The sequence below is a fragment of the Salinisphaera sp. G21_0 genome (genome assembly GCF_017744115.1).
Classification (GTDB): Bacteria; Pseudomonadota; Gammaproteobacteria; order Pseudomonadales; family Endozoicomonadaceae; genus Endozoicomonas.
In genome coordinates this window covers 1-14,768 of the sequence record NZ_JAGHQW010000033.1, presented here as the reverse complement: position 1 = coordinate 14,768, position 14,768 = coordinate 1, and the positions used below count along the sequence as shown (strand labels likewise).

Sequence of the window (14,768 nt, the reverse complement as noted above, 5' to 3'; positions counted from 1 at the left end):
GCCGGGCCCGCCTCAGGTCGACCCCCAGTCGCTGCGCCAGGGTCCACTGCTGTGCCCGGGGGGCGGCGGCGACTACACAGGTGGCCAGCTCTTTCACCGAGTTGTTATTTATGTCATCCGGTCCTTTGCTGTCCTGGTGTACTGTGGCCGGACAGTGCCGGGCCAGCGCCCAGAAATCGTCATTGATGTCCCTCAGCTCCGGGGCCGGGTGGTGGGCCAGCCAGTGCTCCAGGGCGAATCGGTCGGCCCGGTTGTCGGCGGGGTGATCCGGATAATAACCGGCAATTTTGGCCTTGATGAAACTGTAAATCTCCGGATCACCGCGATACGCCTTGGCCAACAGCACATGCAAGGCACGGCGTTGATGGCAGGGCAGACGCTCAGGGCTACCATCCAGCTGGCGCTCTGCCTCGGTCTGTTGGTCAAACCGAAGCTGAAAATCCTCCCCGGTCCAGGGCGGCCTGTCCGGATAGCGCCTTTGACAGGAGCGAGGCAGTGACATCAGCAGGGAGTAGACAGGGTTTGCCGGTGCGGGTTGGCTGTCGGAAACGTTGAGCAGGGCGTTGATCAATGCCGAGCCGGTGGTTTGCTGCCCCGGGGGGGGGCATGAAGGTGACCCGTGCCTTTGGCAGATCCATCTTGCGCCCATGAATAAACAGGTATGGGGCAGGCAACAACAGGGTTTCCAGGTTGGCAGCCAATTTCGGGTTGCGCTCCAGACCATACAGGGTAATCGGCGTCCCATTGATCAGGGCAGTCAACAGTGGACTGTTGGTCAGGGAAAAGGTGAAACGGTCCTGGCTGGTGAGGTTGACCTGTTGCAGGGATTCCAGAGTGTCCCCGGGGTTGATCTGGTAGGTGACAGTGGCGCAGTGTTGGTTGTTGTCTCCAGTGGTTGGCCAGTGGTCAGCACTTGCAGCGAGCAACCGGTAGGTTGGCAAATTGGAAAACAGCCATGGTCTTTTACTCTCCGGTAACGCCTCCAGTTGGCACAGTAACCATAACCACTGTGTGTCGTCCAGCTCGCCAGTGAGCACCAGTTGCCTGCAACCTTGCAGCAGATTGACGACCATGTTCGTTTGCACAACGACAGTGCCCTCTATCATCAAATGGCCCTTGAGACGCTCCATTGAGCTGCCGTTGATCACCACAAACGGGTTTTGGGGTTGGAATAGTGTGTTGTCGCTGATCGTCTGCTCTTTCCGGGCGTTGAGTTCGCTTGCACAGACATGGGCTACGGACAGGGATATCTGCTCAGGCAGCCTGACCCACTGCCGGTTGGCGGTGAATCCGCCATCCCGTATGGCCGTTGCCAGGGCTGTCTGGAAGCCAGCGTCTTCCCAGGGTGCATTGTTAAGCACCAGGTGGGTATTCTCTTTCAGGTTGGCCAGGGCTCCGTCAGAAAAAACCAGCTGCCCCCGATCATTGAGGGTGATACCACCAAACAGTCGGCGGTACCAGTGGTCGGTGGTGGCAAAGTCGAGGGTGATTCGGGGGGCATTGGCCGGGATATCTGCCGTGGTTTTTTGGGCCAGCAGGGTTTCGTCGGTCACCGAATCGGCAATGGCAATATAGTCAGCTTCTGCGACGACCTTTTCCGGCATTCGCCCCAATCTGCGCCAGAGATCGGGGTTAGCGGGCCGGCTCCCGTCCAGCATCCCGTGGTTGACCAGAAATACCCGCCGGATGCGGTCGCCCAGTGGTTTATCGTTACACTTGGGCCCCGCCTGAAGCAGGTCATTAAAACTGGCGATATCACCGGGTATCATGGCAGTCAGGTCAAACACCAGGGTCATCGGCTCATCAATAAATAGTCGGCCTTCGGCTTTGTGTAACTCGCCGTTCTCTAGCCAGATTTGTTGCATCAGGCCGTGTTTTTCCAGATCATCCAGCGTGCGAATGCAATAGGTTGTCGGCTGTTCAAGGCGTAGTTGATCGATAATTCGCTGTTGGGTTAATGGATCATTGGCAAAATAGAACTCACCGGTGCTCTGGCTCTGATGGATCGTTTCCTGATCCGTGGGAGAGTGGCCATTTGGCAAGTGACAGGTAGCTTGACAGGTAGCAGCAGGCCTTTGTGCCAGGTCAGGCATTGGGACTGACCGGGATTCTGTTAAATTTATTCGCTTGACTGAAGGTTGTTGAAGCCTGACTTCTCCATCGGAAAAGCCTGATGTTTTCCTTATATCTCCCGCCACTGCAGAGCGCTTGACTGTTTGACCGGGAAAGAAGGGGGAATTGGTGGCTTCAGTTGTTTTGTCCATTAAACCATCTATGTCTGATTTACGATTGCTGGTGTCTGGACAAAATTGGACAACAAGATAATAAGAAGGTTCCTTTCACGCCAATCCTGTAAGCATCTGTCAAATCGTATATTTCTGGCTAAGTGGGCAGTTACTATGCAGGGCGCAACCCAGGAAGCTGTCCGAGAATAGACTGCATGGATGCAGGATCTTGTTTTTGTTATACCCTTTTCCTAAATTGCGATCTGTGCAAGAAACTCATCTAAAAGAACAAGCAAATCATCCGCCTGAAGAACGACAGCGGAAGGCCGGTTAAAATACTCTTTTAAACGTTTTGGAGGTAATTTTAATTCGGTCATGGGGTCATCTTGCTGATTAGCAGCTGTAAGCAACGGCTCATTGTCAGGCCGCTTTGCCTCAGAATAGATATTATATTGTTGAGTCACCCAAATTGGAGGAGTGGCATCATTCCTGTGATGCGCTGCCAGCCAAATAAAGAATATTTTTCTTATTGCTCCGTTGGAAACACGAACCTTTTCACTCTCACATATTTTGCTAATTACTGGCTTTAAGCCGGGTTTTATTTTTTCAGCAATCTTATCGTTCATCGCATTTTTGGACAAAGAAGTACAGTCGAAAATAATAGGTTTGTAGTTTGTAGATTTTGATACATTCAGGAAAGCCGCCTCGCCGGAAATCAGTTTTTCAGGGATGATAATGCTATTGCCCACAGGCTGGTGGTGGAGTTGTTGATGGATGCAAGACTGGGATAGTCGCCCCAAAAGGGAGTGGCTCAAGGTCATCGTTTGGAAAAGGTTTATGCAGTACTGTGAAAATCGTGGATTTTCGTATTCAAGACGCCTATCTGTTCCGGGTCCTGGAGAATAAGACTCAACCATTCCTTTTACCCGGCTTTTTAACTGACAGGAATCACAGGACCCGGAGAGCGTCTGTAAGATGGTCAATAATTCATATTTCAGAAATTGAGGCACCGAGCGGTAAAGGTCACATAGCCAGTTCAAATAGTGCACATCAGGCTCTTGTGCATGTATCAGTCGATATAATGGTTTCAGTTGATTTTTGATATCTTCTCTTCCAATATCCCTGACAACTGAAAAATTCCAGGCACTTTTTTCTATGATACATTCCCAGTCTTGTATTTTGTCATCAAACAGGCAAAACATTTGTGGCGATAATAGCACCCCCCAATTATCCGGCAAAGCGCTGGAGTCTTCCGGTCCTCTGATGAATGTAGAATAGTCATCTTTAAGTTGGCGCATAAGATCAGTCAAGACTGATCTTTTATTGCACGACAGTAATGAAGCTTCAAGACACCCAAGAGACTTCTCAATTTTGCGCCGTAACACAGAGCCACTTTCCGTTGAATTAATAAATCGGTCGGAATAGGCATACCCTCTTGTAGCGGGTGGCTTCAGGTCAGAACCACCTGGTTGACCATACTCCCCCCAGTCGGGTTCTGTGATATCTGCAGTAACCCGTCCGCCACCACCGAGTTGGTATTGTCGCCAGGTGTGGCCGCCATCGGGGCTGATCTCAACAAAACGGTGCGAAGCATTCATTACTTGCCGGGCTGGAATACCCCAATAGTGGCAGAGTAGCTGGAAGATCATCGACTTGTGCCGGCAAACCCCTTGTTTCTCCCTGAGCATATTCAGCAAAAGTTGTTTATCTTGTCCGGTCACATTTTTGCTGTCGGAAAATGTATCCAGCCAATCCATCAACGCCCTGAGTCGTTGTGGGATATCCAGGACCCCATTGATACCACGCAGCTCTTCATAGGCTTTGCAGGTGTTGGTTTCGGAGTAAAAAATATTTTCTTCCAGGACTTCTACAAGCCGTTGACTGCACAATCCCTCTTGTAATGTCAGACACTCGCCCGGTTTCAGTGGGGTAAAATAGGTTTGCCCGGGGGCAATGATAAAGTCCACCGTGACCGGTGATGAGGATCCCTTACTTTTGATTAACAGTTGCCCTGTCTGCTCGCTTCGGGCCAGCTCGATGGGGGTGTCCGGAGTGCAGCGCAGTGCCCGGAGTTGGTCCGAGGGCGTCAGGGCAGGCAGGGGCTGCCACTGGTTATTCAGGGTTAACGCAATGTTGCCGGGCAGTTCATCGGTGCCAAGGTTGGCCCGCCAGACGGTATCAACAGGCCATCCTGGTACAAAGGTTATCGTGCCATGGGTCCAGTCGATGGGGTAGTCGCGCAACCGGCCGTCTTCATCCAGACGGGTCTCCACAAAGAAAAGACGATATTGGCGGGCATCGTAAGGGCGTTCGGGGAAGTATCTGGTGACCTGGTAGTGGTGGGGAGCCACAATATCGTCAAATGTGGAGGTGTAAGCCGAATGACCGGTTTTTTTCGGCTTTACCGTTGACCTGCTCTTGCGGTTGATCGCCGGGCCTTGTTGCATGGCCTGCACAATCGTCATGATGTCTTGATCTGTTGTCTCCGGTGTCACGGTGATTACCCGGTCACGACAACGGGGTACAGGCCCGAACTTTACCGTGATGGGCGTCAACAGACCGGGTATGCTATTGGCCATGGCCTCAAGGTCCTGGTGCCGTTGTTTTTCCTGGTTGATTCGTGCCAGGCGTGCGCTATCCTCCTCCTGCAGCGGCGGCAGCGGTGTCTTTAAAGCGCGAAAGGGCAGTGACAGATGTTGTTGCAAGGCCCGATGCCACTGTTCAGGGCGGTGACCGGCCAGATGCCGGGCGCTGCTGAACAGGTCGTCCAGGGCCAGTTGCACCGGACGGTTCTGCTGATGCAGCGCTGTGGCCAGTTGATGGAAGTGACCCGCCAGCCATTGGGGCAACCCGTCGGGTATGTCGGGCAATCCCTGCACCAGCTCTGCCAGGTCTTCCGGGGCAAGGGCGGCCAGCCTGATTTGGGTGCAGCGGCTGGTCAGGGCCTGGCTCAGCGCTTCCCGTCCGGCAAAATAGCCGGGATTGATGGTGGCAAACAGGCGGAATCCCGGTGCTGCCTGGCCGGTCAACACAGTATTCAGCAACCCTTCTACGTAATGGCTGGGAATCAGGTTAAGCTCACTGATGGCGATCAGTTGCCCCCGGCTCATGGCCTGTTTGACGTGCTCGGTCAGAGTGGTCCACTGGTTCGGGTTGGCATTGATATGGACAAATGGGCGATTCATTCCTTGCTGTTGTTGCCAGAGCCGGATGGTTCTGCCCAGCACAAAATCCTTGCCCCAGCCCGCCGGGCCTTCCACCAGAATGGCGGTGCGCCCCGAGTCATCCTTGTCCAGACTTTGCCAGTAGCGGTAAGCCAGTTGCTGGACAGGCTTTGGCGAGAAGTCACCATCGGGGTTGGCGGCCTGCAGCTCCTTCAGGAAAACAGCAAAGCTCTGGTCGACCCCTGCGATAAAGGACAGGTCTTCGGGGAACTGGCCCTGGTACCAGCGGTTGAGGGTGTCCAGCCGCTGCCGGCAGTCATGGGTGACCGCACCGGCCAGGCTGTCCATAAATGCCCGCCGGACCAGGGCGTTGACTTGCCCTGGTGTGCTCAAGGTAGTGGCACAGTGCCGGAGAATCTGGCGAACGGTGGCCAGCACATCGATGATATCTCTGGGTGTGGTCTGCTCCAGCAGCGCCCGGAACTGGCTGTACAGGGTTAATAGCCGGTCACGGGCCTGAAGTTTCAGGTGCTCAGGCCAGGCCGCTGGCAGGTTGGGCAGAATGATGGCGCTGGCCAGCACGGTGTCCGGCAGGGGGTTGTAGAAGAAGGTGGGAATCCGTGATTTTAGTGTGTTATCCAGATGCCGTCCTGAATAATGGTCCGGATTGCCGGTGAGAATAATCCGGTGCCGCGGGTTCAGTGTGTACTCCCGGCCCTGATAATGGAGCACCGGCGGCTGCCGGGTTAAACCGGCCAGGGGGGCCAGCAGGCCTTCTGGCGCCAGGTTGGCTTCATCGAGCACCAGCAGGGGCGGATCTTTCAATAATGCCCACTGCAGCAGTGGCCCTTGACAAAATTCGGTGCCATGATCCTCCGCCCTATTGCCCGTTGGATAACTCACCAGCTGCGGTCCGCCAAACAGGGCTTCCTGGGTGTGGTTGGGCCCAAGCTGAAGCACCTGACAGTCCGGATAACCAGCCCTGGCCGCAATGGCCCTGGCCATAAAGGTCTTGCCGACTCCGGCCTCGCCCTGCAGGAATACCACAGGATGCTCCTGGACCCTCTGGGCCAAATGCTCCAGACGCCGCGCCTGCCGCAACCGGTCAGGGCGCTGCCGGGCAAGGAGGGCGTCGGGCAGATCCTGACACTGCCCGGGTATCTGATCATTCGTAAAGGCCGTGGCCAGTACCTCCCGGATCTGTTGTGATTTCTGTTGATCGGCCTGATCCCCCGTCAGAATGCCAGCAACTTGGCTTTCCAGCGTCCCAACCGTTTGGCTGATGATGGTGTCTTGCCGGAGTGATTGCCGGTGAGCGATCAGGGTATCTCTTAAGGTTGATCGCAGGTTCCCGTCAAACAAGCATTTTTTCCGGGCCAGCCGAAGATCGACCCCCAGTCGCTGCATCATGGGCCCCTGCCGTGGGGGGGCGGCAGCGGCGACCACATAGGTGGCCAGCTCTTTCACCGAGTTGTTGTTTATATCATCCGGTCCTGTGATGTTTTGGTGTACCCTGGTCGGACAGTGCCGGGCCAGTTCCCAGAAATCGGCCTTGATGTCCCTCAGCTCGGGGGCCGGGTGGCGGGTCAGCCAGTGCTCCAGGGCGGATCGGTCGGCCCGGTTGTCGGCGGGTTGATCCGGATAATAACCGGCAATTTTCGCCTTGATGAAACTGTAAATCTTCGGATCGCCCCGATACGCCTTGGCCAACAGCACATGCAAGGCACGGCGTTGATGGCAGGGCAGAAGTTCAGGGCTGCCATCCAGCCGGCGTTCTGCCTCGGTCTGTTGGTCAAACCGAAGGTGAAAATCCTCCCCGGTCCAGGGCGGCCTGTCCGGATAGTGCCTTTGACGGGATCGGGGCAGTGACATCAGCAGAGAGTAAACCGGGTTGGCCGGTGCGGGTGGTTGGCTGGCGGAATCGTTGATTATGGCGTTGATCAATGTCGAGCCGGTGGTTCGTTGCCCCGGGGGTTTCATAAATGTGACCCGCGCCTTTGGCAGATCCATCTTATGCCCATGAATAAACAGGTAAGGGTCAGGCAACAACAGGGATTCCAGATTGGCAGCCAATTCCGGGTTGCGCTCCAGACCATAAAGGATCGTTGGCGTCCCGTTGGCCAGGGCATCCAACAGTCGAGTATTGGTCAGGGAAAAGGTGAAACGGTTCTGGCTGATGAGGTTAACCTGTTGCAGGGATTCCAGGGTATCCCCGGGGTTGATCTGGTAGGTAAAAGTAGCACAGTTGCAGGCTTCCATGTTTGGCCGGTGGTCAGCCCTTGCAGCGAGCAACCGGTGGGTTGGCAAATGGGCAAACAACCATGGTCTTTTACTATCCGGCAACTGCTCCAGTTGGCACAGTAACCATAACCACTGTTTGTCGTCCAGTTCGCCAGTGAGCACCAGTTGCCTGCAACCTTGCAGCAGATTGGCGAGCATATCCGTTTGCACAACGGCAGTGCCCTCTATCATCACATGGCCTTTGAGACGCTCCATTGAGCTGCCGTTGATCACCACAAACGGGCTTTGGGGGCAAAAAGCTGTGTTGTCGCTGATCGTCTGATCTTTCCGGGCCTTGAGTTCGGTGTCACAGACATGGGCTACGGACAGGGAGATCTGCTCAGGCAGCCTGACCCACTGCCGGTTGGTGGTGAATCCGCCAACCCGTATGGCCGTTGCCAGGGCTGTCTGGAAGCCAGAGTCTTCCCAGGGTGCGTTGTTAAGCACCAGGTGGGTATTCTCTTTCAGGTTGGCCAGGACTCCGTCAGAAGAAACCAGCCGACCCCGATCATTGAGGGTGATACCACCAAACAGTTGGCGGTACCAGTGGTCGGTCGCGGCAAAGTCGATGGTGATGCGGGGGACATTGGCCGGGATGTCTTCCGTGGTTTTTTGGGCCAGCAAGGTTTCATCAGTGACCGAATCGGTAATATAGTCGGTTTTTGCTACGACCTTTTCCGGCATTTTCCCCAATCTGCGCCAGAGATCGGGGTTGGCGGGCTGGCTCCCGTCCAGCATCCCGTGGTTGACCAGAAATACCCGCCGGACCCGGTCGCCCAGTGGTTTATCGTTACATTTGGGCCCCACCTGAAGCAGGTCATTCAAGCTGGCGATATCACCGGGGGTCATGGTGGTCAGGTCAAAAATCAGGGTTATCGGCTCATGAGAAAATAGCCGACCTTCTGCGTTGCGTATCTGGCCGTGCTCCAGCCAGGTTTGTTGTATCAGGCCGTTTTTTTCCAGATCATCCAGCGCACGAATGCAATAGGTTGCGGACTGTTCATGGCGTAAGTGATCAATAATTCTCTGTTGGGTTAACGGGGTATTGGCAAAATAAAACTCACCGGTGCTCAGGCTCTGATGGACCGCTTCCTGATCCGAGAAGCAGGCGGGAGAGTGATCAGCTGGCAAGTGACAGGTAACTTGACAAGCAGCAGCAGGCCTTCGTGCCAGATCAGGCGTTGGGACTGACTGGGATTCTGTTAAATTTATTCGCTTGACTGAAGCTTGCTGAAGCTTGACGTCTCCATCGGAAAAACCCGATATTTTCCTTATGTCTCCCGCCCGATGTAATAAAGAATGGGTTATTGTTTGATTTGGAAAGGAGTAGTAGTTGATAGCTTCATTTGTTGTTTTGTCCATTTGATCATCCGTGCCTGATTTATAAATGCCGGTGTTCGTGATTCAAAAAATTCTTGGACAAAAAGATAATAAGAAGGTTCCTTCCACGGCAAACGCATGAACATTCTCGAACAGCCACTTGGGTGACTCATTGTATGGTGGCAAGCCATCTTATTTTTGTCATACCCGGAAGGCTTTTCCCTTTCCCCAATTTTCCTAATCTGCGATCAATGCAAGAAACTCGTCTAAAAGAGCAAGCAGATCATCCTTTTGAAGAACGACAGCGGAAGGTTGGTTAAAACAGTTTTTTATATGTTCCGGGGGTAATTTTAATTGGGCCATGGGATCAACATTGTGATTGTTATACGTAAGGAGCATCTCCCAGAAAGGCTGCGCCGTAACATAATAGAAATCATAAAGGTGAGTCAACCAAATGGGAGGAGTGTCATTCATGTGGTGTGCTGCCAGCCAATAAAAGAATGTCTTTTTTATTAACTTGTCTAACGCTACAAAACTCTTTTCACTCTCATATATTTCTCTAATTTCTGACCTTATTCCGGATTTTCTTCTTCGAATAATCTTGCTGTTTACCTCTACTGTTGGTAAAGAAGTGCAATCGAAGATAATGGGTTTGTAGCTTGTAGATTTTGATATGTTCAGGAAAGCCGCCTCGCCGGACATAAGCTTATCAGGGATGATAACGCTATTGCCCACAGGCTGATGGTGGAGTTGTTGATGGATGCGATGCTGCGATAGCCGCTCCAAAAGGGACCGACTCATGGTCATCGTTTTGATAAGGTTTATGCAGCACTGTGAAAGTCGTATATCATCATTTCTTCTTGGCCTGAGACTATTAGTTTTTATAGGCTTTAAAGAATAAGACATAAGCAATGATTTTATCCGGTCTTTTAACTGACAGGAGTCGCAGGACCCAGAGAAACTCTGTAAGATAGCCAATAATATGTATTTCAGAAATTGAGGCACTGAACGGTAAAGGTCACATAGCCAGTTCAAATAGTGCACATTAGGCTCTTGTGCCCGTATCAGCTGAGATAATATCTTCATTTGACTTTCAATGAAGCAACCTTTCATACCGCTATTGCTTTTATTCTCCGCCATACGCCAAGTGCTTTTTTCTATGATACTTTCCCAATCTTTTATGGTTTCACCAAACCGATAAAACATTTGTGGCGATAACAGTATCCCCCAATTTTCCCCAAAATCTCTGATACAAATGTCGGAGTCTTCAGGTATTCTGTTGAGTGCAGAGTAGATATCTCTAAGTTCGTGCAAAATTGTGGTAAAAAGGATTGCGCTTTTGCTTAACTGCAATTGTTTTGTAAGACAATCCAGATAAATGTTAATTGAAATAATGATGTCTTTCGTTGAATCGCTAAGTTGGTCGGAATCGGCATACCCCTCGATTGGTATCAGCTCACAATAGCCTGGTTGATGATAATCCCCCCAGTCGGGTTCTGTGATATCTGCAGTGGACCGTCCGCCGCCACCGAGTTGGTATTGTCGCCAGGTGTGGCCGCCATCGGGGCTGATCTCAACAAAAAGGTGCGAAGCATTCTCTACTTGCCGCGCTGGAATACTCCAATAGTGGCAGAGTACCTGGAAGATCATCGTCTTGTGTCGGCAAACCCCCTGTTTCTCCCTGAGCATATTCAGCAAGAGTTGTTCATCTTGTCCGGTCACATTTTTGCTATCGGAAAATGTATTCAGCCAACCCGTCAACGCCCTGAGTCGTTGCGGGATATTCAGGATCCCATGGATGTTACGCAGCTCTGCATAGGCTTTGCAGGTGGTGGTTTTTTTGGAAAAAATCTTTTCTGTCAGCAGACCTGCAAGCCGTTGACTGCACAATCTCTCTGGTAATGTCAGCCACTCGCCCGGTCCCAGTCGGGTAAAATAGGCTTGCTCGGGAGCAATGATAAAGTCCACCGTTACCGGTGATGCTGAGGATGCCTTACTTTTGATTAACAGTTGCCCTGTCAGCTCGCTTCGGGCCAGCTCAATGGGGGTTTTTGGGGTGCAGCGAAGTGCCCGGAGCTGGTCTTTGGGCGTCAGGGCAGGCAGGGGCTGCCACTGGTTATCCAGGATCAGCGTAAACTTGCCGGGCAGTTCATCTGCGCCAAGGTCGGTCCGCCAGATGATATTATCAGGCCACCCTGGCAAAGGTGTTACCGTGCCATTTGTCCAGTCGATGGGGTAGTTGCGCAACCGGCCGTCTTCATCCAGACGGGTCTCCAGAAAAAAGAGACGATATTGGCGGGCATCGAAAGGGTGTTTGGGGAAGTACCTGGTGACCTTGTAGTGGCGGGGAACCACAATATCGCCAAATTCACAACGGTAAGCCGAATGGCCGGTTTGTTGCGGGTTTACCGTTGACCCGCTATTGCGGCTGATCTCCATTTCTTCCTGCATGGCTTGCACAATCGTCATGACGTCCTGATCTGTTGCCTCCGGTGTCACCGTGATTACCCGATCACTACAACGGAGTGCAGGCCCGAATGTTACCGTGATGGGCGTCAACAGTCCGGGCATGCTATTGGCCATGGCCTCAAGGTCCCGGCGCCGTTGTTCTTCCTGCTTGATTCGTTCCAGGCGTGCTGCATCTTCCAGCAGCGGAGGCAGCAGTGCCTGCAAGGCACGAAAGGGCAGTGACAGGTGTTGTTTCAAGGCCTGATTCCAATTTTCAGGCCGCTGACTGGCCAGATGCCGGGCACTGCTGAACAGGTCGTCCAGTGCCAGTTGCACCGGGCAGTTCTGCTGATGCAGTGCGGTGGATAGTTGGTGGAAGTGACCCGCCAGCCATTGGGGCAACGCGTCGGGTATCTCGGGTAATCCCTGCACCAGCCTTGCCAGGTCTTCCGGGGTCAGGGCAGCCAGCCTGACCTGGGTGCAGCGGCTCGTCAGGGCCTTGCTCAGCGCTTCCCGTCCGGCAAAATAGCCGGGATTGATGGTGGCAAACAGGCGAAATCCCCGTGCTGCATGGCCGGTCAACACATTATTCAGCAACCCTTCTACATAGTGGCTTGGAATCAGGTTAAGCTCACTGATGGCGATCAGTTGCCCCCGGCTCATCGCCTGCTTGACGCTTTCTGCCAGGGAGGTCCACTGGTTCGGGTTGGCATTGATATGGACAAACGGGCGTACTGGCCGTTGTTTCCTCTCTTGCTGTTGTTGCCAGAGCCGGATGGTTCTGTCCAGCACAAAATCCTTGCCCCAGCCTGACGGCCCTTCCACCAGCACGGCGGTGCGTCCCGAGTCATCCTTGTCCAGACTTTGCCAGTAGTGGTAGACCAGTTGCCGGACAGGCTCCGCAGAGAAGTCTCCATCGGGGTTGGCGGCCTGCAGTCGTTGGATAAAATCAGTAAAGCTCGAGTCAACCCCCGCCAAAAGGGAAGGATCTTCCTGGAACTGGCCCTGGTACCAGACGTTGAGGGTGTTCAGCCGTTGCTGGTATTCCGTGGTTACAGCACCGGCCAGACTGTCCATAAATGCCCGCCTGATCAGGGCGTTGACTTGCGCTGGCGTGTTGTCCCCGGTAGCGGAACAGTGACGGAGAATCTGGCGAACGGTGGCCAGCACATCGGTGATATCTCTGGGGGTGGTCTCCAGCAGCTCCCGGAACTGGTTGTACAGAGTTAATAGCCGGTCACGGGCCTGTTGTTTCAGATGATCAGGCCAGGCCTGGGGTAGATTGGGCAGAATGATGGCGTTGGCCAGCACGGTGTCCGGCAAGGGGTTATAAAAGAAGGTGGGAATTCGTGATCTCAGCGTGTTATCCAGGTGTCGTCCCGAATAATGGTCCGGATTGCCGGTGAGAATAATCCGGTGCCGGTCGGTCAGTTTGTACTCCCGCCCCTGATAATGGAGCACCGGCGGCTGCCGGGTTAAACCGGCCAGGGGGGCAAGCAGGCCCTCTGGCACCAGGTTGGCTTCATCGAGCACCAGCAGGGGCGGATCGCGCAATAATGCCCACTGCAGAAGTGGCCCTTCACGAAATTCGGTGCCATGATCCACCGCCCTGTTGCCAGTTGGATAACTGACCAGCTGTTGTCTACCAAACAGGGTTTCTGAGGTGTGGTTGGGCCCAAGCTGAATCACCTGACAGTCTGGATACTTAGCCTTGGCAGCAATGGCTCTGGCCATAAAGGTCTTGCCGGCTCCGGCCTCACCCTGCAGGAACACCACGGGATGCTCCCGGACCCTCCGGGCCAAATGCACCAGACGCCGCTCCTGCCGGGACCGGTGATGGTGCTGCCGGGCAAGGAGGGCGTCGGGCAGATCCTGACACTGCACTGGTAACTGATCATTCTCAAAGGCCCTGGCCAGTACCTCCCGGATCTGTTGTGACTTCTGTTGATCGGTCTGATCCTTCATCACAATGGCGGCAATCTGGCTCTCCAGCGTCCCGGCCGTTTGGCTGATGATGGTGCCTTGTTTGAGTGATAGCCGGTGAGCGATTAGGGTATCTTTTAAGGTTGAGCGCAGGTTCCCATCAAAAAAGCGTTTTTGCCAGGCCAGCCGAAGATCAACCCCCAATCGCTGCGCCAGGGTCAACTGCTTTGCCCGGGGGGCGGCGGCGACCATATAGATGGCCAGCTGTTTCACTGCTTTGCGAGATACAGGATGCGGGTCCTGGCTGTTCTGGTGTACCTTGGCGGGACAGTGCCGGGCCAGCATCCAGAAATCGGCCTTGATGTCCCTCAGTTCCGGGGCAGGGTGGTGGGCCAGCCATTGTTCCAGGGCGGATCGGTCGGCCCGGTTGTCGGCGGGTTGATCAGGATAATAACCGGCAATTTTCGCCTTGATGAAACTGTAAATCTCCGGATCGCCGCGATACGCCTTGGCCAACAGCACATGCAAGGCACGGCGTTGATGGCAGGGCAGAAGCCCTGGGCTACCGTCCAGCAGGCGTTCTGCCTCGGCCTGTTGCTCAAACCGAAGCTGAAAATCCTCCCCGGTCCAGGGCGGCCTGTCCGGATAGCGCTTTTGACAGGATTGGGGCAGAGACATCAGCAGGGAGTAGACCGGGTTTGCCGGTGCAGGTGGTTGGCTGTCGGAAACGTTGAGCAGGGCGCTGATCAATGCTGAGCCGGTGGTTTGCTGCCCCGGGGGGTTCATGAAGGTGACCCGTGCCTTTGGCAGATCCATCTTGTTCCCATGAATAAATAGATATGGAGCAGGCAACAACAGGGTTTCCAGGTTGGCAGCCAATTCCGGGTTGCGCTCCAGACCATAAAGGGTCGTTGGCGTCCCATTGACCAGGGCATCCAGCAGTCGACTGTTGGTCAGGGAAAAAGTGAAACGGCTCTGGCTGATGAGGTTGACCTGTTGCAGGGATTCCAGGGTATCCCCGGGGTTAATCTGATAGGTGAAAGTGGCGCAGTGTGGGCTGCAGGCTCCCGTGGTTGGCCAGTGGCCAGCCCTTGCAGGGAGCAACAAATCGGTTGGCAAACTGGCAAACAACTGTGGTCTTTTACTCGCCGGTAATTCCTCCAGTCGGCACAGTAACCATAACCACTGTTTGTCGTCCAGCTCGCCAGTGAGCACCAGTTGCCTGCAACCTTGCAGCAGATTAGCAAGCATATCCGTTTGCACAACGACAGTGCCCTCTACCATCACATGGCCTTTGAGACGCTCGATTGAGCTGCCGTTAATCACCACAAACGGGCTTTGGGGACAAAAAACGGTGCTGTCGCTGATCGTCTGGTCTTTCCGGGCATTGAGTTCGGTGGCACAGATA

The 14,768-nt window shown here is 54.0% G+C and carries 3 protein-coding genes; all 3 read right to left on the bottom strand.

Going from position 1 to position 14,768, the window contains the following annotated elements; translation table 11 throughout:
- Nucleotides 1–422: 422 nt before the first annotated feature.
- Entirely contained in the window at nucleotides 423–2,264 is a 1,842-nt protein-coding gene (locus J7439_RS26575; RefSeq protein ID WP_286198383.1) for a hypothetical protein, read from the bottom strand.
- 212 nt (nucleotides 2,265–2,476) lie between these two features.
- Nucleotides 2,477–8,800 (bottom strand): AAA family ATPase, encoded by a 6,324-nt coding sequence (locus tag J7439_RS15600; RefSeq protein ID WP_209202907.1) that lies wholly within the window; start codon nucleotides 8,798–8,800, stop codon nucleotides 2,477–2,479.
- A gap of 426 nt (nucleotides 8,801–9,226) precedes the next feature.
- Nucleotides 9,227–14,644 carry an AAA family ATPase gene (locus J7439_RS15595; protein WP_209202906.1) on the bottom strand — a complete coding sequence of 1,806 codons (5,418 nt, stop codon included), beginning with the start codon at nucleotides 14,642–14,644 and terminating at the stop codon, nucleotides 9,227–9,229.
- Nucleotides 14,645–14,768 lie beyond the last annotated feature (124 nt).

What these genes read in the sequence shown, in the direction of transcription:
- J7439_RS26575 (WP_286198383.1), bottom strand. Translation starts at nt 2,264, where the DNA reads ATGGACAAAACAACTGAAGCCACCAATTCCCCCTTCTTTCCCGGTCAA.
- J7439_RS15595 (WP_209202906.1), bottom strand. Translation starts at nt 14,644, where the DNA reads ATGGTAGAGGGCACTGTCGTTGTGCAAACGGATATGCTTGCTAATCTG.